The sequence below is a fragment of the Bacillus sp. AFS012607 genome (genome assembly GCF_002558005.1).
Taxonomy (GTDB): Bacteria; Bacillota; Bacilli; order Bacillales; family Bacillaceae_G; genus Bacillus_A; species Bacillus_A thuringiensis_S.
This window is the reverse complement of sequence record NZ_NTVM01000017.1, coordinates 64,342-90,568: the sequence shown is the minus strand read 5'-3', so window position 1 is coordinate 90,568 and position 26,227 is coordinate 64,342. Positions and strand designations below refer to the sequence as shown.

Below are 26,227 nucleotides of genomic sequence, written 5' to 3'. Positions count from 1 at the left end.
GAAAATTTAATTAGTGGGGATTTTTCCCTATAATAATCTAACTATTGCAATATAAAGTGATACTTTAATCAGTGGAGGTTCTACGGGCAAATAGTGGGATAAAAAAAAGACTGCCATATTTCGGCAGTCTTAATCGATAAATTCAAATTCATATTCAAGAATTTTTACAATATCTCCGTCTTTTGCACCACGTGCACGAAGCGCTTCATCAATACCCATTCCGCGCATTTGGCGAGCGAAACGACGTATAGATTCATCACGTGAGAAGTCTGTCATTTTGAATGTCTTCTCGATATCGTAACCAGAAATAACAAATGTGCCGTCACTTTCACGTGTAATTTCAAATTTAAGACTTTCAGCATCAAATTTATACATTACACTTGCTTCAGACTCTTCGACAACATCGTACATTGGGAATTCTGGTGTTGTTTCTAATAAGTTCGCTACTTCAAATAGTAAATCACGAACACCTTGTTTCGTTACAGCTGAAATTGGGAAGATTTTTACTTCGTCTCCCACTTTCTCTTTAAATGCTTGTAAGTTCTCTTCTGCATCTGGCATATCCATTTTGTTTGCTACAACAACTTGCGGACGCTCTGTTAAACGCATATTGTATTCTTTTAATTCATTATTAATTGTAACATAATCTTCATATGGCTCACGGCCTTCTAAACCAGACATATCAATAACATGTACAATTACACGTGTACGCTCGATATGACGTAAGAATTGGTGTCCAAGTCCAACGCCAGCATGTGCGCCTTCAATTAGTCCAGGGAGGTCAGCCATCACGAAGCTGCGGTTATCACCAGTTTCAACAACACCAAGATTCGGAACGATTGTTGTAAAGTGATACTCTGCAATTTTTGGACGTGCTGATGATACAACAGATAATAATGTAGATTTACCTACACTTGGGAATCCAACAAGTCCAACATCTGCTAGTACTTTAAGTTCTAGAATGACATCACGTTCTTGACCTGGTTCTCCGTTCTCAGCGATTTCTGGTGCTGGGTTCGTAGCTGTTGCGAAACGTGAGTTACCACGGCCACCACGGCCACCTCTTGCGATTACAGCAGTTTGTTCATGCGTTACTAAATCGGCAAGAATTTGACCAGTTTTTTCATCTTTTACTATTGTTCCTGGTGGAACCTTTACGATTAAATCTTCAGATTTACGTCCGTGCTGACCTTTACTCATTCCGTGCTGACCGCGATCAGCTTTGAAATGACGTTGGTAGCGGAAGTCCATTAATGTACGTAAGCCTTCCTCAACTACGAAAACAACATCTGCACCTTTACCGCCGTCGCCACCTGCTGGGCCACCTTTAGGAACATACTTCTCACGACGATACGCAACCATACCGTTACCACCGTCGCCGCCTTTTACATATATCTTGACCTGATCTACAAACATTATTTCACCACACTTTTTCAATTGGTTGTAATATAACTGAGACTTCTTCGTCTCGCACTGTATAAGAAATGGAATACCATTTATTGTTTTGGGTCGCAAGCCAATTCTGTAGTTCTTCTACACTCGTTAGCTTACCACGAAAATCAAAAAAGAAACGAGCATTATCCGCGTCACATTCAATTGTGATACAAACATAATTTTCAACATATACGTCTAAACTATGCTGAAGCATCGAGAAAAATTGATTCGTCCATGTACATACAGTCTCATCTAAGTGAGATAAGTTATGTAATTTCCCTAATACTTCGTACTCCAATAAGCACGGCTGCTGTTTCCAATTATATGTTAAAATCCACTCTGAAAATAAAGGCATTGATAGCCCCATCAGATTGGATTCTTGTCTCGCTTCTTGGACAAAACGATCGATGAGACTATGAATTTCTTCCACTTTTCCAAGGGAAAGGTTTCCTTTCACCATCTGCATACGATTGAGCCAATCATGTCTTGAATGGCGCAATGCATCTATAATTGTCCATTTTTCATTCATTTAGATACCCCTTAATATAGAAAAACTCTAACCTGCACTCAGGTTAGAGTTTTCCGTGAGTTCTTATGCTTCTTGAGCAACAGGATATACGCTCACTTGTTTGCGGTCACGGCCAAGACGCTCAAAGCGTACTACGCCGTCAACTTTCGCGTATAAAGTGTCATCGCCACCACGACCAACGTTAACACCTGGATAAATTTTTGTACCGCGTTGACGGTAAAGAATTGAACCACCTGAAACCGTTTGACCATCTGCGCGTTTAGCACCAAGACGTTTTGACTGAGAGTCACGACCGTTCTTTGTACTACCTACACCTTTCTTAGATGCGAAAAACTGAAGATCTAATCTTAACATACGTTACACCTCCTGCACTTTTTCTATTAAACGGATATACTTTCCGTAATCAAGTTCGATCGTCTTAAGCGAAACAACCAATCCTTCCAAAAGTATCTGTGCTTTTTCTACTGTATGAACGTCTAAATCATTAGGCAATTCATACGTTAAGAATCCGCCATCACTTCCGAGTTCAATAGTTGCCTGCACATTACAAAGTTCTTCCACTGCATTTATAGAACCAAACACAACCGCTGTAGTTCCAGCACAGACAAGGTCTTGTCCATGTGGCGCATAATCGGCATGTCCAGTCATTTTAAATGATTGGATACTTCCTAATTTCGTGCGACTTATCGTAATTTTAATCATGTTAACCTGGATTAAGCGTTGATAGCTTCAACAACTAGCTTAGTGTAAGGTTGACGATGACCTTGTTTCTTACGATTGTTCTTTTTCGCTTTGTATTTGAAAACGATAATTTTCTTAGCGCGACCTTGTTTTTCAACTTTCGCAGTAACTGTTGCACCTTCTACAACTGGGCTACCAACTTTAACGTTTTCGCCACCAACGAAAAGAACTTTGTCAAAAGTAACAGTTTCACCAGCTTCAACATCTAATTTTTCAATGTAGATTGCTTGACCAGCTTCAACTTTAATTTGTTTTCCACCTGTTTCGATAATTGCGTACATACTTGCACCTCCTCTTAATTACTAAGACTCGCCAAAAACGAGGTAGACATATATGCCTTTAGGGAACCTGTCTTGTGCGGTTGTAGCATATAGCCGTTTAGGTGCTATAAACTATAACATAAAGATGTTATCATGAATCATAGACGGTTGTCAATAAATGTTCTGCTAACTATTTTTCCGCTCTACAATTTCTGTTTTACTTCCAAAACGGACAATTGCATACTTTTCGATCATATCATCTTTGAAATAAATTTCAAATGGAATATTTTTTTGTAATTCTTTTTGCAAAAATTGTTTTTGTAAGTCTTTAGGTGCAGCGATTAATACTGCCTCATCCTCTATATTGCCATATGTAATTAGCTCTCTCTCTAACTCATACGCAATTGTCTCATATGACATCATATACCCCGTCGCTTTGCACGGTACACATTCTTCTAGTAATACGTCGCGTAAAGAATGTTTCTTACGTTTACGTGTCATCTCTAAAATCCCTAACTCTGTAAACCCAAGCACTCTTGTATATGTGCGATCATTTTGCATAGCAGCCATGAGACATTCTCTTACCATTTCTTTATCTTCTCTTCTTTTCATATTAATAAAATCAATTAATATCATACCACCGATATCACGCAGTCTTAATTGACGTGCAATCTCTTCAGCTGCCACTTCATTTGTACGAAGGACTGTATCTTGTAAATTCTGTTTTCCAGTAAACTTGCCCGTATTCACATCAATTACAGTCATCGTCTCCATTTGTTCCACAATTAAATAAGCACCATTCGGGAGCCATACAATTTTTTGAAGTGCTTTCTCGATTTCACGCTCTATTCCAAAATGGTTAAACATTGAAGATTTTTCATTATAAAAAGATACTTTTTCTTTTCCAATCTTTTCCTCTAATTCTTTTACTATACTTCTTGTATCTACAACTACTTTTTCAATTGTTTCAATCGGATTCTCTTGGAATACACGATCTAAAAAGGTGGCCGGTCGATGAAGTAATAACGGCGCCTTTCCTTGGCCCTCTTTTCTTTTTAGCTCTTCATATAACTGCTGTAACATTTGCATTTCAGCTTGTATTTCTTCAATCGCTCCTTTTTCAGAAGCAGAGCGGAAAATGTAACCCCCTGTTCCTTCTACCTCAATTTGGAGTAACTGTTGTCTTTTTTTATTATTTTTTATTTTCCGAGAAACAGCGCGCATCTCATCAAACGGCATATAAACGACATATTTCCCGGTAAATTCTATATTCGCTGTCAATTTAGGCCCTTTCGTATCAATTGCCTCTTTTACAACTTGTACGAGAATCGCTTGCCCTTCATGTATACGATAACAAGATGGTACATCATCGTATGAAAGATACGCATGTTTTTCTAAACCGATGTTTACAAATGCTGCGTTCATTCCAGCGATTGTTCTTACGATACGTCCGGCATAAATATGCCCAACAATCTCTTGCTCTTCATTACGTTTCCATAAAAACTCAACAATTTTTTTCTTCTCTTCAATTGCAACGCGCTTTTCCGATCCAGCGTAATTCACATATAACGTTTTCAAAATTATTTCCTCACTTTATAATCTTCTTTGCTTTTACAATAATAAAAGGTTAGTGCTATCGTCAACACTAACCGATTAATTCTTCAACTGATGAAGTTGTTCGTTTTTCAGTAAAATATGCATAGAGCAGTTCATTTTCATCTAATGTGTAATGTTCTTTATATTTTCCATGGACGATAATAGAGTGCTTATATCCTCTACGAAATTTTGTGAATATCTTATATAAATGATCTTCTGATTGCACTTCAATAGGTGCAATCTTTTCAATTCCTCTTTTGTTCCCATAATAACGTTCTAATAAAAAACGCATAAAGGCATACCGTCTTTGTTTCCACTCTTGATATAACGACACTGCCAAAAACATGAGTAGTACCCACATCATAATATTATTGCTATTCCAGAGTAACTGCCATCCTAATATTACACCAAAAAAAACACATGACAATTTCATCATCTTTTCATGTGCTTGTAAATAAGGAAAACGATATGATAGTATATTAAACAATACTTTCCCGCCATCTAACGGCCAAATAGGGAGTAAATTAAACGCTAAAATAATTATATTATTCCACATAAAGAAATAATATAAATCCACGTTCAGCCAACCGGCTTCAAATAATATATAACCTACTAGCATCATCCAAACATGTTGAATCGGTCCTGCAATTACGACAACAAGTTCCTCTTTCAACGACTTATTACCATGTTCCTCAAGCTCAGCCACGCCACCAAACGGCAAAAGCTGAATTTTTTTTATACGCCAATTATAGTGCGCTGCTGCAAGAGCATGCCCAAGTTCATGAATAAGAACAATACAAAATAACAGTATTAATTCTTTAAAACGTGCAGTAAAAATACCAATGACAATGATAACCCAAAATAATGGATGCACGGAAATTTTCGTTAAAACGTCCCTATATTTAATCAAATGATATCACCTGGATCGGATCAATAAATTTTTCATTCTTTTTTATCGCGAAATAAAACTTTCCATTTTTATCATTTGTATCATTACTCACCGTTCCAATTTTTTGTTTCTTTGAAACGTAATCATATAATTTCACTGACATATCGTTTAAATTTGCATACCATGACTCCGTACCATCTGCATGTTGAATTTGAACTGTATTTCCAAGTTCCTCTTTCTTACCCGCAAAAACAACTAATCCTTCATTCACTGACTCAACTGTTGCATTTGTAGCTGTTTGGACAAATACACCTTGGCCATTTTTTTGAAACCCTTGCATTACTTTTCCAGAAGCAGGAATTGCATAATTTTTTTGCTGAATACTTCCTTCTTTTTTCTCATTCGGTGAATAAAATACAAGCGGTTTTCCAAATTGCTTTTCATACCATTTCGCTACAGTAGCAAACTGAAATTCCTCTTTCATCACTTTTTCTGTAACAGTTTTAGCACCATCGAACGAAGACGGGGCATTCTTATATAAAATAGCAACCGAAAGAACTAATATTGCTGATAATAAAACTTTGAAGAAAAAGACTTCCTTTCGAAATAAAGGGTGAATTTCCTTTTCTCCTTCTTCAATAAATACTGTTTCGCTACCAAAATTCCCTCCGGTAAAATACTGCTCTTCCTCCATCCTTTCTTGCTCGGCCTTCCTTTTCGCAATCCGCTTTTTAATTTCTTCTACGCGTCTATTCTTCATACTGTCTCCTTTCTTTCCGTAAGCTAATTTCAATAGAAACAGTTGTATACAGTTTGTACATGTGTATGAGCTAAGAAAGAAAGATATTCGTGTGAAGAAAAAAGAAAGCACTTCGCATATGTGCGAAGTGCTTTTAACGGATTCCAAAGAAGTTTTTTACCTTTGCAAATACCGATACCTTTTCTTGTTCAAATGCTTGTAATGGTACATTCTCACCCAACAAGCGTCTTGCGATATTACGATAAGCCAACGCTGCTTTTCCGCTTGGTTGCAACGCCACAGGTTCACCTGTATTTGTAGCTCGAATAACTTCATCGTCATCTTCGACAACACCAAGAAGCTCGATTGACAATGTACGTACAATTTCATCAACATCTAACATATCCTGTTCATGAAGCATATGACTACGTACACGGTTAATAACAAGTTTTGGTGGTTCAATATCCTCTTTTTCTAAAAGCCCAATAATACGATCCGCATCGCGCATTGAGGATACTTCTGGCGTCGTAACAACGATTGCTTTATCCGCACCAGCTACCGCATTTTTAAATCCCTGCTCAATCCCCGCAGGACAATCAATTAATATGTAATCATAATCTTGACGTAATACTTGTATTAATTCATCCATTTGTTCAGGTGTTACCGCTGATTTATCACTCGTTTGTGCTGCAGGTAATAAATAAAGATCATCAAAACGTTTATCTTTAATAAGAGCCTGAGGTAAACGGCAACGCCCTTCAACGACATCAACAAGATCAAATACAATACGATTTTCCAGCCCCATTACTACGTCTAAATTTCGAAGACCGATATCTGTGTCAATTAAGCACACTTTCTTTCCAGATAACGCTAGGGCCGTACCAATGTTCGCAGACGTTGTAGTTTTACCTACTCCGCCTTTTCCAGATGTAATTACTATTGCCTCTCCCACAGCTATACAATTCCCCTTTCTAACTTTGTTAAATTAGGTCTAAGATGAGTGAGAAGTTGCAGGCGATCGACAACAATGTGATTGTTCTCATTAATATACGCACATTCTGCCGCCTCCGCTCCGTCTTCTTTCTCTTCCGGAGCCCGCATTGCCACATCACTAATTCGAAGTTGCATCGGGTTCATAACAGATGCAGCGATTACAGCATCCGAATCCCCATAATACCCAGCATGTGCAATTCCTCTTAATGATCCTACAACAAAAATATTCCCCCCAGCGATAACCGTTCCGCCTGGATTAACATCTCCAATTAACAACAAATTTCCTTTTACATGTAAAACTTGTCCAGAGCGAACAATTTTGGAAATAGGGACAATTTCTGTTTCTTCTTTCCAAGCTATTGCTTCTGCTTTAGTGATAACATCACTTTTAATTGAATCCACAACAAGATTCTTTTTATTACGAATTAACGTACGAATCTCTTCTTGTTGGACTTCTGTTAAATAACGATTTCCTACTTTCACATGCACTTCAATTAAAGAGCGTCCATCACCATCGTAGTAATGTGTAGAAAGTTTTTCGTCTAATTCTATCAACAATTCAGAGAATGAACAACAATCATCTAAATGAAGCGTTATCCCATCTTTTGTCCCTTTTATCGTTACATTTTGTTGCTTTTTTTCTTCCACTAAAGTTCACCCCACCGATTCAATTCGACATAAAATTAGAAAATCCTTTTTTCTTTTTCTTCCATCGCTTTTGAAAGACGCAATATATATCGTCTCAGTGGGAAACAAACTATCAACAAGAAAATAGCATTTAACAATAAAGTAGCAAGGAGACGATCTGTGAAAAAGACATACGCTGGCATATGAGTACGTCCCAACAAAGTTAAAAATCCATACACATAATACTCTAGTGCTACAACGCTAGCTAATATGATGGAAACAACAATAAATAAATTCAATTGCAGTACTTTCATCACACTATAAACTAAATAAGCTAAAATCGGATAAGCAAAAATATATATACCGACAAGTTCTGTGTATACGGTATCAAATAAGAAACCAAATAATAGTCCGTAATAAATCCCTTGGACCGGACTATAATACACTGTAATAAAACATAAGACGATTATAAAGAAATGCGGTGCTGCTATACTCTCTTTCCAAAACACATTTGTTGGAACAATGGTAGCAAACATATTTTCAAATAGAAACACAAAAAGGAGCAAAAGAGGAAGAGCTGCTCTTTTTAAAATCTTCATCATCTCTTCTCTCCCTCCTATTCTAATGGCGCTGAAGGCTTTTTACGTTTAGCAACCATAATATGCTCTACGTCATTTAAATCAGCGGCAGGTTTTACATAAGCTGTTTTTGTTAAGCCGTATGCATCTGGTTGTACATCAACGATTTTCCCAATTACAAGACCTTTCGGGAAAATATCACCTAGTCCAGATGTTACAACCATTTGATCTTTTTCTACTTTTGCATCAGAACCAATCTTTGTGAAAAGAAGTAAGTGTTTTTCTTTGTCGTAACCTTCAATTAAACCAAAGATATTTTCTTGCCCTTGTACAATAGCAGATACACGATTTGTTCGGCTCATAGAGCTTAATAACTCTACTGATGATGTAAACTGAGATACACTTTTCACACGTCCAACTAAACCTTGTGAAGTCATAACAGCCATATCTTTTTTAATTCCTTGCTGTGCCCCTTTATCAATTCCAATTAAATCGTACCATTTATCTGAACTACGAGAAACAACAGTAGCTGGAATCTCAGTATAATCGCTCAGCAACTCCTTTTTTCCAGTTAACTCTTGTAACTTCTTGTTATCATCTTCTAATTGTTTTACTTTCCCTGATAGACCTGCATAATTATCTAATTTTGCTTTTAATTCTTTATTCTCTTCATACGTGCGCTTTACATCCTCTACATTTTCGAAGAATCCAGCTACGTATTTCGCTGGCTTTTGGAATACACGTTCTACAACACCGACAGTGTCTTTAACAAACTGCTCTGGCCATGTTAAACTGTTCCGTTCTTTCAATGAGATTCCAATCAATGCCACGAGAAGAATAATACTAACTAACAAAACAATTAATCTTTTGTTTAAGAAAAACTGTGGCACGTTCACACCCTCTTAATTTCACTGATTTTTATTTTGCAATATTATCGAGCAGCAGTTTTGAAAAGATCGATATTGTCTAATGCTTTACCTGTTCCAATTGCTACGCAATCTAATGGGTCTTCTGCAACAAGAACTGGCATTTTTGTTTCTTCACTAATTACTTTATCTAAATTACGTAGTAATGCCCCGCCACCTGTTAATACAATACCGCGGTCCATAATATCAGCTGCTAATTCAGGTGGAGTTTTTTCTAGTGTATTTTTAACTGATTCTACAATCGCATCTACTGTATCTTTTAATGCATCTGCAATTTCTTCTGGCTGAATTAGTACTGTTTTTGGTAAACCACTTACTAAATCACGACCGCGAATTTCCATAGGCTCGATACCTTCTGGCTCGCCTGCAGAACCGATTTCTAATTTTAATGCTTCAGCTGTTCTTTCACCGATCATTAAGTTATAGCTTTTCTTAATGTACTGAATGATTGAATCGTCCATATCATCACCAGCAACACGAACTGACTGACTTGTTACAATACCTCCTAAAGAAATAATTGCAACTTCTGTTGTACCACCACCGATATCAACTACCATACTACCAGTTGGTTCCCAAACAGGTAAGTTTGCACCAATTGCTGCTGCAAATGGCTCTTCGATAGGATAAGCATCACGAGCACCCGCTTGACGAGTCGCATCGATTACTGCACGTCTTTCTACAGCTGTAATACCAGATGGTACACATACCATTACATACGGCTTACGTGAGAAGAAACCGTTTGATTTTTGAGCTTGTTGAATGTAATATTTCATCATTGTTGCAGTTGTTTCATAATCAGCAATTACACCGTCTTTCATCGGGCGAAGTGCCACAACGTTCCCTGGTGTACGACCAATCATTTGTTTTGCGTCGCTACCTACAGCAACGATTTGTTTCGTATCAGTTTGTAACGCAACTACTGAAGGTTCACGTAAAACTACACCTTTTCCTTTTACATATACAAGCGTGTTCGCAGTTCCTAAGTCTATTCCAAGATCGCGAGTAAATCCACCAAATCCAAACATATTATTTATCTTCCTTTCTTGTTTTCACGGACTCATTTTTTCTTACTTTATATTATAAAAACAGTACGTTTTTTATATCTTTATCCTTTTTGTAGATAAATTTCTACAAAAAACTCATAAATCACATTATAAAACAAAATAAGTAAAAAGCATAGTCTTAAATATGACCTTTTTCCTTTAAACTCACGAATTTATGGTCACCTATTATAATATGATCTAGCACTTCAATTCCGATAATCTGGCCGCATTCTACTAAACGTTTTGTTACTTCAATATCTTCACGGCTCGGCGTGGGATCTCCTGAGGGATGGTTATGAAGACATATAATAGAGGCTGCTGCACGACGGAAGGCTTCTTTAAAAACTTCCCTGGGGTGTACAATTGACGTGTTTAAACTTCCAATAAAAATCGTTTGCCTATGTAGAACTTGATTTTTTGTATTTAAATATAAACAAACAAAATGCTCTTGTTGTAAAAAACGCATTTCTTCCATCATGTATTTCGCACAATCTTCTGGACTTCGAATACTATATCTATTTTGATATTCTAAACGCACCATTCTTCTGCCTAGTTCAAAGGCTGCCATAAGTTGCGATGCCTTTGAAATCCCAATACCATGTATACTAATTAGCTCTTCTAATGTTGCATCTTTCAACATACGTAAGCCATCAAATTGGTGTAAAATTTTATCTGATAACTTTAACACTGTTTCTTCTTTAGAACCTGTTCTGAGTAATACTGCGAGAAGCTCTCGATTTGATAAACTTCCGGCACCTTCTAACAATAAACGCTCCCGTGGCTGTTCTTCTCTTACAACATCACGAATACCGTTCATCTCTCCACTCCTTTATTTGTTCTCTCAAAGAAAACCCCATGCAATTTTACGCATGGGTTACATCAATATCAAATTGTTTTAATTCCCTAACGAGACGTGCAATTGGTAAGCCAACTACACTATAGTAGTCCCCTTGAATATTTTGAACGAAAATAGATCCTTTACCTTGAATCCCATAACTACCGGCTTTATCAAGAGGTTCTTTCGACGTGACGTATGTATCAATTTCCTCTTCTGTTAGCTCCCAAAACGTAACTTCTGTACGCTCATAAAAAGTAACCGTTTTTTCTTTTGATATAATCGCAACACCTGTATACACTTCATGTGTTTTCCCTGATAGTAATTGTAACATCTCTTTCGCCTCATCCTCATTAGAAGGCTTACCAAGAATACGCGACTCATATGTAACAATTGTATCTGCACCTAACACAATGTGATCACTATTATTTTCTGCCACCGCTGATGCTTTTTGCAAGGCAAGCGACATTACAATATCAGAAGGCGATGAATATGCACCAATTGTTTCCTCTACTTCACTTACAACGATTTCAAATGGTATGCTAGCTAACTCAAGCAATTCCTTCCTCCGAGGTGATCCTGAAGCTAAAATTATTTTTTTCATATTTTCTCCTTCCTTTCTCACATGAAGCAGAACAATTTATATCAATCGTATCAAAGGAATAGTTTGTCCACAAATGAAAGAAATATTAATTTCTCTAACTAAAATAACAATTCTTTATTGCATACGATTATATTCCTGTCATAGAGAAAGCACTTTGCTCTAAATTCAAAAGAAAAGAAAGAAGTACATGTACTTCTTTCTTACTCATTTTATTATCCTATCATTTCACTTTCTACGAAACAATTTTTTCATACGAAAGTAGGCCATCAATAATAACTTGATTTAATTTCACCAAAGATTCCTTATCCATTTTCCCATCTTTTACTGTTTGTACAGCTACCGACGTATACATATACAGTTTCTTTGCTTCTTCTTGCTTCATACTTTTCCCCTCTTTTTCAATCGCTTTCCATTCTTTTTCAATCGCTTCTATATCTTTTGCGCTGCTTTTTCCACCAACTTGTACACTAGAAGCATATTTTGCTAAATGAGTGTATAATGGCTGCACTTTTGTTAAAAATGTTCCTACTTCTTTATCATCTTTCAGCAACGCTTTATCTGTTATATCCCAGTTCTTTTTTAAAACGGAGACACCATCATTTTTATACTGAGTCATTAATTGATTTATAGCCTGTTCATCGCTAGCAATACCAACAACTATTGCATACTTATCCCCGCTCGGTCTCAAAGCTCCAATGCCCCCATTGCCTTTCCATTCTTCAAGAGCTGCTCGTCCCTTTTCTTCAGAAGAATAAAGCCCCCCTTGAACAAAAAATAATTTCATCGGATCCAATGACGCTCCTGCCTGTGCTTTTTGTTTTTCTTCTTTTGGTTCTGATGTTTGTCCTGCCGTTCCACCCACCTTTGATTCTCCATTCCCAGTCGGCTTGGAAGCTGTTACTTCACTTCCTCCTGTCGTTCCTTGTCCGGTGAGTAAATGAAGCATCCCCATTCCAAACGCCGTACCGATAATAATTGCGGTTGCAACGATTGCAATTAATGTATTACTCCACTTCTTTCGGTATTTTTCCACAGACATCGATTTCGCTTTTTGAAACGGAACAACATTTCTCGGTCGTTCACCTTCTACTACCATCCATTCAAATTCATCTTTCTTCTTTTCCTCATACTTCGCTTCTGTTCCATTCACTTTCACTGAGATCGTTCGTGATTGCTTGTCCATACACTCACACCTCACCTCTTATCGTTGTCCGCATCATATCATATTCCTTTCACAAAAAAACGAGATATTTGTCAGAGAAATTCGCCAAATAACCCTATATATTTATCTTATATGTATGCTTTTGACTTCATTTGTAGAACAAAAAACTAGATAGCAAAGACTATCTAGTTTTTCTCGCGAATATATTTTCGAACTTCAGAAATGAAATAAAGAGAACCTGTTATGATGAAAACATCATTTTCTCCTATCATTTCAACTTTTGTATCAATTGCCTCTTTCCAATTTTCAAAAACTAATTTTGATTCTTTTTGTGAATATGATGCAAGTTTATCAGCAGAGATAGCACGATCAAAGGCGAATGTTGTAAAAATAATTTCATCTGCAATGGTTTCTAATTGGCCTACCATGTTATGCAATTGTTTATCACCAAGGGCAGTAAATAAAACTATTACATTTTTATCTTTGTAATGCGCTTCTACTGTTTTCACAAGGCTTTCAATACCTTCTGGATTATGGGCACCATCTATAATAATATCCGGGTTACTTTGCAGCTTTTCAAAGCGCCCAATCCAATACGCTTCCCGTAATCCCGTTCTTATTTCCTCTTCCTCAATTAAAAATGATAGATATGTTTTTACATACATGACTGCCATAAGTGCTAGCGCTGCATTTCCTACTTGATGAATGCCTTTCATTGAGATTTGCAAATCTTCAAATGCGGCAAAAGGACAAGTAAAATCAAACTCTTCCCCATCTTCTTTAGACTGCTTATGTAACGCTGTAAAATGCTTGTCAAGTTCGTATAGGTTTGCATGGTTTTCCTTTGCAACATTTTGAATGACTTCCAAAGCTTCTTCGTCCTGCACACCAGTAATTACCGGCACACCAGATTTAATAATCCCCGCCTTTTCATATGCAATTTCTCCTAGTGTATTCCCTAAAATATGCATATGATCGTGACCGATATTCGTAATAATCGTGAGAACAGGGTGTATAACATTAGTAGAATCAAAACGTCCACCAAGCCCTGTTTCAAATAAAACAACATCACAGAAATTGACTTTACCGAAATAACAAATTGCCATAACAGTAATAATTTCAAACTCCGTCGCTTCCCCTAAATCCGTCTCATCTAGTTTTTCCACGACTTGTTTTACCATCTTTACAAGTTCAGTAATCTCTTCATCTGCAATTGGTGTCCCATTCACACTAATGCGTTCATTAAATGTTTCGATATAAGGAGAGGTGAACGTTCCTACCTTATATTTCGCGCCTTCTAACATGTAGCGCATATATGTTAACGTTGAACCTTTTCCATTTGTACCAGCAAGATGAACACATTTTATATGACGCTCTGGATTTCCGAGTTCTTCTAGCATCCATCTCATTCTTTCTAATCCTGGCTTAATTCCAAATTTCAATCGGCTATGAATCCACCCTATCGCTTCTTCGTATGTATGTATCACGTATGCTTTTCCCCTTTCAAAAGACAACTTTCATAGTTCTATTATACGCAAAGAAAAGAGACTCACCAATATAGTGAGTCTCTAAAAACATTTTTACTTTTCAAGATCTACTAGACGTTGACGAACTGCTTCGCGTTTTTCTAGGTAATCTTGCTCTTTCGCACGCTCTCCTTCAATAACTGCCGCAGGAGCTTTCGCTACGAAACCTTGGTTAGAAAGTTTCTTCTGTACACGTTCTACTTCTTTATCGAACTTCTCAAGTTCTTTCTCAAGACGAGCTCTCTCTTCATCAAGATTGATAAGATCAGCTAATGGTAAGAATAACTCTGCACCTGATACGATTGCAGTCATTGCTTTTTCTGGCGCTTGTAAATCCGTTTGAATTGTTAATTCGCTTGGATTACAGAAACGCTCAATGTAAGAGCTGTTTTTCGTAAGTTGAGCAAGTACAGCCTCATCTTTTGCTTTAATTTGCATTTGAACTTTTTTGCTCATTGGCGTATTTACTTCTGCACGGATGTTACGAACAGAGCGAATGATATCAACTAGAAGGTGCATTTCTGCCGCAGCTTCCGTATCTTGTAAATCCTCGCGAACTGTTGGCCACGCAGCTACTGTAATAGATTCGCCTTCATGTGGTAAATGTTGCCAAATTCTTTCTGTTACGAATGGCATGAATGGATGTAATAGACGCATTGTTTGGTCTAATACGTAAGCTAAAATAGAACGAGTTGTTTTCTTAGCTGCTTCATCTTCACCGTATAGTGGAAGCTTCGCCATTTCAATGTACCAGTCACAGAAATCGTCCCAAATGAAGTTGTATAATGAACGTCCAGCTTCACCGAACTCATATTTATCCATGTTACGTGTTACACTTTCGATTGTTTCGTTTAAGCGAGTTAAGATCCACTTATCTGCAACTGATTTTTCACCAGTTAAATCGATTTCTTCATACTTCATATCATCCATGTTCATTAATACGAAGCGTGATGCATTCCAAATTTTATTAATGAAGTTCCAAGTAGATTCTACTTTCTCCATGCTGAAGCGTAAATCTTGACCTGGTGCACTTCCTGTTGATAAGAAATAGCGCATTGCATCTGCACCGTACTTCTCGATAACATCCATTGGGTCAATACCGTTACCAAGAGATTTACTCATCTTACGACCTTGCTCATCACGAACTAAACCGTGAATTAATACATCTTTAAATGGACGCTCGCCTGTAAACTCTAAACCTTGGAAAATCATACGAGATACCCAGAAGAAGATGATGTCATAACCAGTTACTAATGCATCTGTTGAATAGTAGCGCTTAAAGTCTGCTGAATCTTCATCCGGCCAACCAAGTGTTGAGAACGGCCATAGCGCTGAACTGAACCATGTATCCAGTACGTCATTATCTTGATTCCAGTTTTCAATATCTGCTGGTGCTTCTGTACCTACGTATACCTCACCAGTTTCTTTATGATACCAAGCTGGAATACGGTGTCCCCACCATAATTGACGAGAAATACACCAGTCATGAATGTTTTCCATCCAGCGTAAGTATGTGTTTTCAAAACGCTCTGGTACGAACGTTACTTTTTCTTCTTCTTTTTGTTGAAGTGCTACTGCTTTTTCTGCAAGTGGAGCCATTTTTACGAACCATTGTGTTGATAAGTAAGGCTCAACTACTGCACCGCTACGCTCACTATGACCTACTGAATGCATATGAGGCTCGATTTCTACTAATACGCCAGCCTCTTGTAAGTCTTTCACTAATGCTTTACGGCATTCGAAACGATCCATACCGTTATACTTACCAGCTTTTTCGTTCATCGATCCATCTTCATTCATTACTAAGATGCGTGGTAAGTCATGACGGTTACCTACTTCAAAATCATTCGGGTCATGAGCTGGTGTAATTTTTACAACACCTGTTCCGAAGTCTTTTTCTACGTACTCATCAGCAATAATCGGAATCTCACGGCCTACAATTGGAAGTGTAACTGTTTTTCCGATTAAATGTTTGTAACGATCGTCTTCTGGATGAACTGCTACTGCTGTATCACCAAGCATCGTTTCTGGACGAGTTGTCGCAAGACGAATGTGGCCAGAACCATCTGTTAACGGATAGTTCATATGGTAGAATGCACCTTGAACTTCTTTATGAATTACTTCAATATCAGAAAGAGCTGTGCGTGTTGCTGGATCCCAGTTGATGATATATTCACCACGGTAAATTAAGCCTTTTTCGTATAATTGAACGAATACTTTATTAACCGCATCTGATAAACCTTTGTCTAATGTGAAGCGTTCACGAGAATAGTCTAGTCCTAAACCAACTTTCCCCCATTGTTGACGAATGTGAGAAGCGTACTCTTCTTTCCACTCCCAAGCTTTTTCAAGGAATTTTTCACGGCCAAGATCGTAACGTGAAATACCTTCTTCACGAAGTTTTCCTTCTACTTTCGCTTGTGTTGCGATACCAGCATGGTCCATTCCTGGAAGCCATAGTACATCGTATCCTTGCATACGCTTCGTACGAGTTAAAATATCTTGAAGAGTTGTATCCCAAGCATGACCTAAGTGTAACTTACCAGTTACGTTCGGAGGTGGAATTACAATTGTATACGGTTGTTTCTTCTCGTCTCCTGTTGCTTCAAAATATTTGCCTTCAAGCCACCATTGATAAAGGCCTTCTTCAACGGACATATGATCATATTTAGTTGGTAAATTCTTTTCCGTGTTTGACATTATTTTCCCTCCTTAAAATAAAAAATGTCCCTCATCCAAAAAGGACGAGGGACATCGCGGTACCACCTTTATTTACAAACAAATTCATAATTTGCTTATACTCTTAATTTGATAACGGACAAATCCGTCTTTTCCTAATAAGAACTATTCCGTTCAGAAAAGATGCTCCAGGGCTACCTTCTAACATAACTATCTAGAGAATCTCCCAGCTAATGATTCTCCTCTCTGAAGACGTTTCATGTTATACTCTTCCCCTTCAAGGCATTTATATGATTGTTAATTATTATATACAATAGTGTAAAAAACGAAACCTTATTCGTCAAGATAAATTTAAGTCTATGAATTTTCAGGCGCACAAAAAAGATAAGTAGCATTCTCTACTTATCTTCTTTATCTCGCTATTTGCGGGCAGTAAGATCCCTACATCAAAATTCAGCTGAAGCAAAGAAGTTAGGCGGGAGCCCCGCTGATTAAAGTTTTACTTTACCCGTTCCCTTGCTGGGCAGCTTGTAATTGTGATAGGAAATATTCTATATTGCTAACGAGCCAATGCGATTGTTGCAAACTCTTTACTTCCAGCAATTCATTTTCCTCGTTGCGATTATCTTTTCTTTTTCTATACGAACCGATTTGTCGAATAAATTGTGATGGGTACGTCATATAAGCAAACATGAGAAGTTGCTCTTCTTTCGTAAACGGAAAATTTTTTTGATACATTTGAAACCATTCAAACCGATCACTTCTTGCGATCGGATATGTGTTTAAAGACCGTGAATAAAAACCTACTATATCTTGCACAGGCGTTGCAAACTTCGATTTTTCCAAACTAATAAAATAGCCATTCCGCTCATAGTCAAATAAAAAATGATTAAGTGACACGTTACCATGTACAAAAGTAATACGCGTTTTATCTTTTTCTTTCATCGCATCGTTCCACTCATTTAATTGCTTCGTTGCAAATTCACGCGCTCTCATTACATGATGATAGTACGTACAATATTGCAATTCAAGCGGGGACATATACCATTTTGATTCAGATTCTACGAGAAACTCTTCTAACATCTCACCATCATTTTCCCAGCGATTGGATATAGTTGTATAATGTTTTTCTAAATCTTCTTCCGTATACGTTTCTTCCTTCACAGTTTTTTGATGCAACGTTCCGAGTGTCTGAAACATTTTATGGTATTGATCATTGTCCTCACCATTTCCTTCTGCACGTTCTAACCAAGGCATTAAATAATAATTATACGTCCCGTCACTTAAAATATAATTTCCATCCGTCGCATGGTATATAGGTACATAATTTGAAAAACCTTTCTCCTTCAAATATTGAATATGATGCAGAAAGTTATTCCGCTCTAACTTTCTGCCTTCTATTTTCTTAAGTGCATATGGACCTTGATTCGTATAAATTTTCATTACATTTCCGTGCTCTTCCATATGCTGCGTATCCAATCTATATTGCCTCACGATAGGTTCATAGTGATTTCGCAATTCAATATCCATACGAATAACCCTTTCTATTCAAAACATAACTTCTAAGAAAAGAAGTGAGTGAAAACACTCACTTCTTTATTTCGCCTTTACTCTTGAAACGGGAATATAAATAATTTGCCCCGTATTTAAAAATATATCTTCTGTTTGATTGACACGGTACAAATTTTGTACCGATGTTTCATAACGGTCTGCAATAGATTCAATTGTATCCCCTTCTTGTACGAAATACATTCTTAACTTTGTAAATTCCTCTTCCGGTTCTTTCGTAAATAGTTTTGTTAAATAAAGCGCATTTTCATCTCGCTGTGAGTACTCTTCTTCTTGTTCTTCCTGCTTTTTCGCTTTTTCTTTCTTGAAATCTTTTCGTCCGAACAATTCAAATTGCGGCGTTGTTTCTTGCTCCTCTTCACGTTCCACAAATTCATGTTCTTCTATTTTCTCTTCTTCTAATTCCTGCTCTTTTCTTTCCTCTAATTGGAACGGTTCAAATGCGTAATCTTCCCACTCATCTGATTCCTTGTATGTTGGTTCTTCTACATGGGGCGCCGGTCTATTCTCATCCTCTTGCGCTGAATCTTCTTCTAAATCAGCATACACCGTTTCTTCTTCATCCTCGCTTCTCTCTTCATCACATAAACCAGTAATAGATATATCCGCTAATAATTGTAAGCAACCATTTTCCTTTAATTCATAATCAAATTCCTCAATTGATACATATAGTTCTTCAATTACTTTCACGCGATTTCTCGGAATTGATATTTCAAGCGGAAAGGAATGAACAAGTTCATTAACCCCATCTTCCCTTGTTTCTACATAATCAATTGACTTTGCTGGCGATAGTTCTCTTAGTGAATACGCCGAATCATCTTGCCTTGCAACATACTCTCCCGTTAAATCTAATTGCCCTCTCACGATTACTTCATGATCAAGCTCTTCTATCTCAACGTCTGGATCTAACGAAATTGACAAAAGTTCATCGACTTCCTGTCCCTTTTGGAACCAAACAGATTCTTTTAATGAAAATCGTAACGAATGATCTGCAGCCACTTCTTTTCCCCCTCCCAAACTATATGTCATTACAGATTTATGTAGGGAAAGCTTACTTTATGAATAAAAAAAATCGCTCCCCTTATGGAGAGCGATTTTTCTCTAATACATTATTTTAATTTTGACATTGCAATTTCAGCCGCTGCAATTGTCGCCTCAATATCTGCGTCACTATGTGCTGTCGATAAGAATAAACCTTCGAATTGAGATGGTGGCAAGAATACACCTTGTTCTACCATTTCACGATAGTAAGCCGCAAAGAACTCTAAGTTTGAAGATTTTGCTGCATCGTAATTAATAACGGGCTCATCTGTAAAGAAAATACCAATCATAGAACCTGCACGATTAATATGATGTGGAATGCCATGTTTTTCAGCTGCTTTACGTAATCCAGCTTCTAACATTTCAGCTTTACGCTCAAATTCTACATACGATTCTGGCGTTAACTGTACTAACGTTTCATAACCTGCTGCCATTGCAAGTGGGTTACCTGATAAAGTACCAGCTTGATAAATCGGTCCGCTTGGCGCAATTTGGCGCATAATTTCTGCTTTACCACCGTACGCTCCTACTGGTAAGCCACCACCGATTACTTTACCTAAACAAGTTAAATCAGGTGTTACACCGTAGTAACCTTGTCCACAGTTATAAGCAACACGGAATCCTGTCATTACTTCATCAAAAATAAGCAGTGCACCGTTTTGTTCTGTTACTTCACGAAGTCCCTCTAAAAATCCTGGTTGCGGAGGAACAACACCCATATTCCCTGCCACTGGTTCTACAATTACACAAGCAATATCATCACCGAATTGTTCAAAAGCGTATTTCACACTTTCTAAATCATTATAAGCTACTGTAATCGTATTTTTCGCTACACCTTCTGGTACGCCAGGGCTATCTGGTAAACCTAGAGTCGCCACACCAGAACCAGCTTTAATTAATAACGAATCACCATGACCGTGGTAACAACCGATGAATTTCAAGATTTTATTACGGCCTGTATAACCACGAGCTAAACGTAGTGCACTCATTGTCGCTTCTGTTCCAGAGTTAACCATGCGGACAATTTCAATCGATGGTACACGCTCAATAACAAGTTTCGCTAATTTATTTTCGATTTCTGTCGGTGCACCGAAGCTTGTACCTCTTTCAGCAACAGATTTTAACGCTTCAACAACACGATCATTTGCATGCCCATGAATTAAAGGCCCCCATGATAATACGTAGTCGATGTATTCATTTCCATCAATATCATATACTTTAGAGCCTTTACCACGCTCCATAAACAACGGATTCATCCCAACAGACTTAAAGGCACGAACTGGGCTATTTACGCCACCAGGCATTAAATCTTGCGCCTCTTCAAACGCTGCAATTGACTTATCAAACTTTTTCATTATTTAACGCCTCCTTCTTGCAACCATTTTGCTGCATCTTTCGCATGATACGTAATAATTAAGTCTGCTCCTGCACGTTTCATGCTAATTAATTTTTCAAGCACAACTTCTTTTTCATTAATCCAACCATTTTGCGCTGCCGCTTTAATCATTGAATATTCACCACTTACGTTGTAAGCAACGATTGGTAAATTAAAGTTATTTTTCACATCACGAATGATATCTAAGTAAGAAAGAGCTGGCTTTACAATTAAGAAATCAGCCCCTTCCATTACATCTGATTCTGCTTCACGGAATGCTTCCATACGGTTCGCTGGGTCCATTTGATATGTTTTACGGTCACCAAATTGCGGCGCACCGTGCGCAGCATCACGGAAGGGCCCATAAAACGCTGATGAATATTTCACAGCGTACGACATAACTGGCACGTGTCCAAAACCATTTTCATCTAATGCATGGCGAATTGCTGTTACGAAGCCGTCCATCATGTTTGATGGCGCAATAATGTCCGCTCCTGCCTTCGCTTGACTTACAGCTGTTTTCGCAAGAACTGCAAGAGACTCGTCATTTAAAATAATACCATCTTCAATTACACCGCAATGACCATGACTTGTAAATTGACATAAACATGTATCTGCAACTACTACTAGCTCAGGGAAATCGCCTTTAATTTGTTGAATAGCACGTTGTACAATTCCATGATCACAATATGCTGATGATCCAACTTCATCTTTTTCAGCAGGTAAACCAAATACAATAACAGAACGAATACCTAAATCAACAACTTCTTGCATTTCAGCTTGCAATAAATCTAAAGACATTTGATATACGCCTGGCATAGAAGGAACTTCATTACGAACATTTTCACCTTCTAATACAAAAATAGGGTAAATAAAATCTTCCGTATGTAAAAACGTTTCACGCACAAGTGCACGCATACTACCGCTTTGTCTTAAACGACGATGACGATTAAATTGTAAAGAGTTCATAGATTTCTATCCCCATTCTTTCATTTTATAGATTCACAAACACATTGTAGTAATGCTTCTACAGTGTACTCTTTCGGCACAATAACAGACGGAAAATAACGACTTGCCTCTTTTTCCGTAATAGGTCCTATACAAGCAATTGTACATTTTTTTGTCCATTCTCTCCAGTTTGCACCCTCAAGTAAACGAACAAAACTAGTAACAGTTGAAGGGCTCGTAAATGTAATAATGTCTACTTTCCCTAACTTCAATGCCGCTATAAGCTCTTGCTTTTTTTCTATATTCACTTTCGTACCGTATACGATTAGCTCATCTAGAGAAACACCAATTTCCCGAAGTGCAACCGGAATTACCTCTCTTGCTATATTCCCTTTCGGAAATAAAATACGTTCGTTTCCACTTAATTCTTTTAGAAACTCTTCTGCAAATGCTTCTGCAACAAATGAAGTTGGAACAAAATGAACTTGATAGCCCCTTTTTTCTAACTCTAATTTTGTTTTCACACCTACCGCAGCGATTTTAATGGTTAGCGGTAGTTTCTTGTTCAAACTATCTAGAAAAAAAGCTACACCATTTCTGCTCGTAAAAATAACCCAGTCATACGAATGTAGCTGCCCTTCAATATGTTGAATTTGCCTATGAGACATACCTTCCATATGCAAAAGCGGAATTTCCAATGGAATTCCGCTCTTTTCTTTCACTGCTACACTCATTTGTTTCGCTTGATGCTGGGCACGTGTAATCAATACCGTTTTTCCAGCGAGAGCGTTCATATTTATTGTTGCTCCTTATTTGCAGCAATAATGAGTTCTTTGGCGCCTTGTTTAATTAAACGGCCCGCGGCTTCTAATCCTACTTCCTCAGGATTAGTACCTACTACTGTCTCTTTTAATAAAACAGAGCCATCCATAGAGCCAACAAGAGCTGTTAATTCGATTGTATCGTTTTCTTTAAGGGTTGCATATCCAGCGATTGGAACTTGACATCCACCTTCAAGTTTATGAAGAAATACTCGCTCCGCTGCCACTGTTCTTTCTGTTATCGCATCATTCATATGCGCTAACAACTGCAATAAATCCTTATCATCCTCACGACATTCAATCGCTAATGCACCTTGTCCTACAGCAGGTACACATAACGTTTCATCTAAATGTTCTGTAATAACTTCATCATCCCAGCCCATTCTTTGTAATCCAGCTGTCGCTAAAATAATCGCATCGTAATCCTCTTCTTTTAATTTACGTAAACGTGTATCGATATTTCCGCGAATCCACTTCACTTGTAAATCTGGTCTCGCAGCGAGTAGCTGTGCACTACGTCTTAAACTACTCGTACCTAAAATAGCACCTTCCGCTAACTCTTTAAACGATGCTCCATTTTTTGAGATAAAAGCATCACGAGGGTCAACACGCTTTGGTGTACAGCCAATCATTAACCCTTCTGGAAGTACGGCTGGCATATCTTTCATACTATGTACAGCCATATCGATTTCTTTCGTAAGTAACGCATGCTCAATTTCTTTAACGAACAAACCTTTTCCGCCTACTTTTGAAAGAGTAACATCTAAAATCACATCACCTTTGGTGACAATTTCTTTCACTTCAAATTCATATGGTAAACCAAGTGCTTTTAACTGATCAATAAACCAGTTTGTTTGTGTTAATGCTAGCTTACTCTTTCGTGACCCTACAATAATTTTGCGCATAATTCTCTCTCCTCATTATAAATACCAAAAGTGGAAATTAGATAAACTACTTAATAAAAAAATGTTAACTAGCATTACGAGAAAGGCCCCTACATTCCACAGTACAATTTTCTTCCCTTGCAATACATCTGCCGCTCTTAAATACAAGCCCGCACAGTATACAAATAGAACGACAAACGAACCAATTACTTTCGTATCATACCAATGAAAATTATCTAATTTTGTATATCCCCATATACATCCTAATAAAATTGCTAGTAAGAAAAATGGAACAGAAAATAAATTTAATCCGTAAGACGTAGATTCAAGCTTCGGTAAATTCCCTAACCTTCTTAATCTCGCATTCCACTTTTTCTTTTTTAATAGGCGATATTGCAGTAAATACATAATAGAAAAAATAAATGATACCGTAAACGTTGCATAAGAAATAATCGCCATTCCAACATGCACGTATACAAGTTCTGAAACTAATTGCTCTGCAAGTACTGGCGACATCTTTCCGAGCGGTGTAAAAATAGAAAAAGCGCTTACGCCAAATGCAACAACATTTGTAAAGAAGACTAAAAAGTCAACGCGCATAAATCGATTTATGACTAACGACATCGTAATCAATAACCAAACATAAAAATAAATCCCTGATAATAAAGTTAAAATGGGGTTCGTTTCTGAATCTGTCGCCCTAAGCAACATAAAAATAGACTGCAATACCCATACAATCGAAAGTAACCAAAAAGCAAATCGGTTCGCCTTTCGGTTACTTTGGAAATAATCTATAAAATATAAACTAATGCTACAAGCATATAAAATAATTGCAATATGATAAATAATACTGTTATTTAAAAAACTCATCCGATCATCCTTCCAAATTATAAAGATGGAACGGATGGTGTCCACACTCTTTTATGTTCTACTTCTTCCGCACGACTCTCTACTTCTTCCGTTTCTAAATCGAAAATCTTCGCAAATAACGCTAATTTTTCGCTCGCTCCCTCTTCAGCAGCTATTTCTTTCGCTACTAAAATTGGGTCTTTTAATAATTGATTAATAATACTTTTCGTATGCTTACTAATGACTTTTTTCTCACGATCACTAAGGTTTGGTATTTTTCGCTCTAGGCTTACCATCGTTTCACTTTGGATTGCAAGTGCCTTATCACGAAGAGCTGATATTAATGGAACAACACCAAGTGTACTTAACCACGTTTTAAATAGAACAATTTCCTCTTCAATCATAAATTGAATTTTCTCCGCTTCTTTCAAACGCTCAGCACGATTTGCTTCCACTACTCCTTGCAGATCATCAATGTCATATAAAAAAGAACCTTCTAACTCATCAATCGCTGGATCAATATCACGTGGTACTGCAATATCAACCATAAATAAAGGGCGACCAGAGCGCATTTTCTCCACCTTTGTCATCATCTCTTTCGTAATGACATACTCAGATGCACCAGTTGAACTAATTAAAATATCTGCTTCTAATAATGCACATTGCAATTCGCTTAACGATTTTGCATGTCCCATATATTTCTCAGCCATTACTTCTGCTTTCGAAAGTGTCCTATTCATAACTGTTACTTTACGAGCACCACTTCCATATAAGTTTTGCAGTGCAAGTTCGCCCATTTTACCAGCACCAAGAATAAGCACATGACAATCTGTTAACTCGCCAAATATTTTCTTTCCAAGCTCAACAGCAGCATAACTAACAGACATTGCACTTTCCCCGATTGTTGTTTCTGAGTGGGCACGTTTTGCTAATGTAATGACTTGCTTAAACAATTCATTAAAAATTGTGCCTGTTGCTTTAACTTGTTGCGCTTCTAAAAAGCTATCTTTTATTTGACCTAAAATCTGCGTTTCTCCGACTACCATCGAATCTAAACCGCACGTTACGCGGAATAAATGATCTATTGCACCATCTTGTTCAAAAATAGTTAAATATGGCGCGACTTCTTCTATTTCAAGCTGAAACCAATCAGCTAAAAACTTCTTAATATAATACCGTCCCGTGTGTAATTGATCGACAACAGCATAAATCTCAGTGCGATTACAAGTTGATACAATGACATTCTCTAACACGCTCTTTTGATTTTGTAATGTAGTCATCGCTCGCTCTAGCTCTGCTGCCTGAAATGTGAGTTTCTCACGAAATTCTACAGGGGCTGTTCGATAATTTACACTAACAACAAGAATATGCACGCAGCATGTCCCCCTTCACCCGTTTTATCACTTTATCTACTATCATAATACAACTTTCCTCTTATGAATCTGACAATCGTGTGAACAACCGATTATTTTTTAATTATTCTCCGTATGTAATAAAGGAGATTCAGTAAACTAATAAAAAAATCTTCTACTTTATAATGATTATAAATTAATAACTCTATTTGTACGTTACCAAAAAA

The 26,227-nt window shown here is 37.3% G+C and carries 26 protein-coding genes and 2 other annotated features; all 26 genes read right to left on the bottom strand.

The features are described 5' to 3' along the window. Nucleotides 1-129: 129 nt before the first annotated feature. On the bottom strand, nt 130-1,416 hold the full coding sequence (obgE, locus tag CN409_RS20845; RefSeq protein ID WP_000497121.1) for a GTPase ObgE: 1,287 nt from the start codon (nt 1,414-1,416) through the stop codon (nt 130-132). A 4-nt stretch (nt 1,417-1,420) separates the two neighbouring features. Further along, nucleotides 1,421-1,963 carry a sporulation initiation phosphotransferase B gene (locus CN409_RS20840; protein ID WP_001003585.1) on the bottom strand — a complete coding sequence of 181 codons (543 nt, stop codon included), beginning with the start codon at nt 1,961-1,963 and terminating at the stop codon, nt 1,421-1,423. 63 nt (nt 1,964-2,026) lie between these two features. After that, on the bottom strand, nt 2,027-2,317 hold the full coding sequence (gene rpmA / locus CN409_RS20835; protein ID WP_000944957.1) for a 50S ribosomal protein L27: 291 nt from the start codon (nt 2,315-2,317) through the stop codon (nt 2,027-2,029). Nucleotides 2,318-2,320: 3 nt separating this feature from the next. Beyond that, complete coding sequence (locus tag CN409_RS20830) at nt 2,321-2,665, bottom strand: ribosomal-processing cysteine protease Prp (RefSeq protein WP_002082112.1); 345 nt, start codon at nt 2,663-2,665, stop codon at nt 2,321-2,323. A gap of 11 nt (nt 2,666-2,676) precedes the next feature. Then, nucleotides 2,677-2,985: a 50S ribosomal protein L21 gene (gene rplU, locus CN409_RS20825; RefSeq protein WP_000270907.1), complete on the bottom strand. Its 309-nt coding sequence runs from the start codon at nt 2,983-2,985 to the stop codon at nt 2,677-2,679. Between the two features lie 14 nt (nt 2,986-2,999). Further along, nucleotides 3,000-3,077 (bottom strand) — a sequence feature (ribosomal protein L21 leader region). A 73-nt stretch (nt 3,078-3,150) separates the two neighbouring features. Beyond that, the gene (locus tag CN409_RS20820; protein ID WP_097825884.1) at nt 3,151-4,542 is read right to left on the bottom strand and encodes an Rne/Rng family ribonuclease; all 1,392 of its coding nucleotides are present in this window, start codon (nt 4,540-4,542) and stop codon (nt 3,151-3,153) included. 67 nt (nt 4,543-4,609) lie between these two features. After that, nucleotides 4,610-5,470 (bottom strand): M50 family metallopeptidase, encoded by an 861-nt coding sequence (locus CN409_RS20815; protein ID WP_016098989.1) that lies wholly within the window; start codon nt 5,468-5,470, stop codon nt 4,610-4,612. Continuing rightward, nucleotides 5,463-6,209: a stage IV sporulation protein SpoIVFA gene (spoIVFA, locus tag CN409_RS20810; RefSeq protein WP_074789252.1), complete on the bottom strand. Its 747-nt coding sequence runs from the start codon at nt 6,207-6,209 to the stop codon at nt 5,463-5,465. The genes CN409_RS20815 and spoIVFA overlap by 8 nt, the downstream gene beginning before the upstream one ends. Before the next feature lie 133 nt (nt 6,210-6,342). Beyond that, nucleotides 6,343-7,140: a septum site-determining protein MinD gene (gene minD / locus CN409_RS20805; RefSeq protein ID WP_000503309.1), complete on the bottom strand. Its 798-nt coding sequence runs from the start codon at nt 7,138-7,140 to the stop codon at nt 6,343-6,345. A 2-nt stretch (nt 7,141-7,142) separates the two neighbouring features. Next, entirely contained in the window at nt 7,143-7,829 is a 687-nt protein-coding gene (gene minC / locus CN409_RS20800; RefSeq protein WP_000391514.1) for a septum site-determining protein MinC, read from the bottom strand. A gap of 35 nt (nt 7,830-7,864) precedes the next feature. Next, the gene (gene mreD / locus CN409_RS20795; RefSeq protein ID WP_000975762.1) at nt 7,865-8,410 is read right to left on the bottom strand and encodes a rod shape-determining protein MreD; all 546 of its coding nucleotides are present in this window, start codon (nt 8,408-8,410) and stop codon (nt 7,865-7,867) included. Nucleotides 8,411-8,424: 14 nt separating this feature from the next. Then, nucleotides 8,425-9,276 carry a rod shape-determining protein MreC gene (mreC, locus tag CN409_RS20790; protein ID WP_001135484.1) on the bottom strand — a complete coding sequence of 284 codons (852 nt, stop codon included), beginning with the start codon at nt 9,274-9,276 and terminating at the stop codon, nt 8,425-8,427. A 41-nt stretch (nt 9,277-9,317) separates the two neighbouring features. Beyond that, entirely contained in the window at nt 9,318-10,337 is a 1,020-nt protein-coding gene (gene mreB, locus CN409_RS20785) for a cell shape-determining protein MreB (RefSeq protein ID WP_000466736.1), read from the bottom strand. A gap of 157 nt (nt 10,338-10,494) precedes the next feature. After that, the gene (gene radC / locus CN409_RS20780; protein ID WP_001013396.1) at nt 10,495-11,172 is read right to left on the bottom strand and encodes a RadC family protein; all 678 of its coding nucleotides are present in this window, start codon (nt 11,170-11,172) and stop codon (nt 10,495-10,497) included. Between the two features lie 46 nt (nt 11,173-11,218). Beyond that, nucleotides 11,219-11,794, bottom strand: coding sequence for a Maf family protein (locus CN409_RS20775; RefSeq protein ID WP_000720491.1), 576 nt, complete (start codon nt 11,792-11,794; stop codon nt 11,219-11,221). 232 nt (nt 11,795-12,026) lie between these two features. Next, nucleotides 12,027-12,977 (bottom strand): hypothetical protein, encoded by a 951-nt coding sequence (locus tag CN409_RS20770; protein WP_000360993.1) that lies wholly within the window; start codon nt 12,975-12,977, stop codon nt 12,027-12,029. Between the two features lie 164 nt (nt 12,978-13,141). Continuing rightward, entirely contained in the window at nt 13,142-14,443 is a 1,302-nt protein-coding gene (locus CN409_RS20765) for a bifunctional folylpolyglutamate synthase/dihydrofolate synthase (protein ID WP_000582079.1), read from the bottom strand. A gap of 93 nt (nt 14,444-14,536) precedes the next feature. Further along, the gene (locus CN409_RS20760; protein WP_097981778.1) at nt 14,537-17,182 is read right to left on the bottom strand and encodes a valine--tRNA ligase; all 2,646 of its coding nucleotides are present in this window, start codon (nt 17,180-17,182) and stop codon (nt 14,537-14,539) included. A 37-nt stretch (nt 17,183-17,219) separates the two neighbouring features. Beyond that, nucleotides 17,220-17,451, bottom strand: a binding site (T-box leader). 214 nt (nt 17,452-17,665) lie between these two features. Further along, nucleotides 17,666-18,691 (bottom strand): spore coat protein YsxE, encoded by a 1,026-nt coding sequence (gene ysxE, locus CN409_RS20755; protein WP_000350652.1) that lies wholly within the window; start codon nt 18,689-18,691, stop codon nt 17,666-17,668. Nucleotides 18,692-18,757: 66 nt separating this feature from the next. Continuing rightward, on the bottom strand, nt 18,758-19,729 hold the full coding sequence (spoVID, locus tag CN409_RS20750) for a stage VI sporulation protein D (protein WP_000718528.1): 972 nt from the start codon (nt 19,727-19,729) through the stop codon (nt 18,758-18,760). Between the two features lie 110 nt (nt 19,730-19,839). Further along, on the bottom strand, nt 19,840-21,126 hold the full coding sequence (gene hemL, locus CN409_RS20745; RefSeq protein WP_000712938.1) for a glutamate-1-semialdehyde 2,1-aminomutase: 1,287 nt from the start codon (nt 21,124-21,126) through the stop codon (nt 19,840-19,842). Next, on the bottom strand, nt 21,126-22,115 hold the full coding sequence (gene hemB / locus CN409_RS20740; RefSeq protein WP_001087080.1) for a porphobilinogen synthase: 990 nt from the start codon (nt 22,113-22,115) through the stop codon (nt 21,126-21,128). Before hemB ends, hemL begins: the two co-directional genes overlap by 1 nt. A gap of 20 nt (nt 22,116-22,135) precedes the next feature. Further along, nucleotides 22,136-22,888 carry a uroporphyrinogen-III synthase gene (gene hemD / locus CN409_RS20735; RefSeq protein WP_000992324.1) on the bottom strand — a complete coding sequence of 251 codons (753 nt, stop codon included), beginning with the start codon at nt 22,886-22,888 and terminating at the stop codon, nt 22,136-22,138. 2 nt (nt 22,889-22,890) lie between these two features. Next, entirely contained in the window at nt 22,891-23,820 is a 930-nt protein-coding gene (gene hemC / locus CN409_RS20730; RefSeq protein WP_097825882.1) for a hydroxymethylbilane synthase, read from the bottom strand. A gap of 15 nt (nt 23,821-23,835) precedes the next feature. Beyond that, nucleotides 23,836-24,669 (bottom strand): cytochrome c biogenesis protein, encoded by an 834-nt coding sequence (locus CN409_RS20725; protein ID WP_000009002.1) that lies wholly within the window; start codon nt 24,667-24,669, stop codon nt 23,836-23,838. Between the two features lie 17 nt (nt 24,670-24,686). Beyond that, nucleotides 24,687-26,021 carry a glutamyl-tRNA reductase gene (gene hemA, locus CN409_RS20720; RefSeq protein ID WP_000547868.1) on the bottom strand — a complete coding sequence of 445 codons (1,335 nt, stop codon included), beginning with the start codon at nt 26,019-26,021 and terminating at the stop codon, nt 24,687-24,689. Nucleotides 26,022-26,227: the final 206 nt, after the last annotated feature.

Coding starts and splice junctions, on each gene's coding strand:
- mreB (WP_000466736.1), bottom strand. CDS start 10,337: ATGTTTGGATTTGGTGGATTTACTCGCGATCTTGGAATAGACTTAGGA.
- hemC (WP_097825882.1), bottom strand. CDS start 23,820: ATGCGCAAAATTATTGTAGGGTCACGAAAGAGTAAGCTAGCATTAACA.
- hemD (WP_000992324.1), bottom strand. CDS start 22,888: ATGAACGCTCTCGCTGGAAAAACGGTATTGATTACACGTGCCCAGCAT.
- rplU (WP_000270907.1), bottom strand. CDS start 2,985: ATGTACGCAATTATCGAAACAGGTGGAAAACAAATTAAAGTTGAAGCT.
- radC (WP_001013396.1), bottom strand. CDS start 11,172: ATGAACGGTATTCGTGATGTTGTAAGAGAAGAACAGCCACGGGAGCGT.
- CN409_RS20840 (WP_001003585.1), bottom strand. CDS start 1,963: ATGAATGAAAAATGGACAATTATAGATGCATTGCGCCATTCAAGACAT.
- obgE (WP_000497121.1), bottom strand. CDS start 1,416: ATGTTTGTAGATCAGGTCAAGATATATGTAAAAGGCGGCGACGGTGGT.
- mreD (WP_000975762.1), bottom strand. CDS start 8,410: ATGATGAAGATTTTAAAAAGAGCAGCTCTTCCTCTTTTGCTCCTTTTT.
- CN409_RS20725 (WP_000009002.1), bottom strand. CDS start 24,669: ATGAGTTTTTTAAATAACAGTATTATTTATCATATTGCAATTATTTTA.
- rpmA (WP_000944957.1), bottom strand. CDS start 2,317: ATGTTAAGATTAGATCTTCAGTTTTTCGCATCTAAGAAAGGTGTAGGT.
- CN409_RS20775 (WP_000720491.1), bottom strand. CDS start 11,794: ATGAAAAAAATAATTTTAGCTTCAGGATCACCTCGGAGGAAGGAATTG.
- CN409_RS20830 (WP_002082112.1), bottom strand. CDS start 2,665: ATGATTAAAATTACGATAAGTCGCACGAAATTAGGAAGTATCCAATCA.
- hemL (WP_000712938.1), bottom strand. CDS start 21,126: ATGAAAAAGTTTGATAAGTCAATTGCAGCGTTTGAAGAGGCGCAAGAT.
- CN409_RS20770 (WP_000360993.1), bottom strand. CDS start 12,977: ATGGACAAGCAATCACGAACGATCTCAGTGAAAGTGAATGGAACAGAA.
- ysxE (WP_000350652.1), bottom strand. CDS start 18,691: ATGGATATTGAATTGCGAAATCACTATGAACCTATCGTGAGGCAATAT.
- spoIVFA (WP_074789252.1), bottom strand. CDS start 6,209: ATGAAGAATAGACGCGTAGAAGAAATTAAAAAGCGGATTGCGAAAAGG.
- hemB (WP_001087080.1), bottom strand. CDS start 22,115: ATGAACTCTTTACAATTTAATCGTCATCGTCGTTTAAGACAAAGCGGT.
- CN409_RS20760 (WP_097981778.1), bottom strand. CDS start 17,182: ATGTCAAACACGGAAAAGAATTTACCAACTAAATATGATCATATGTCC.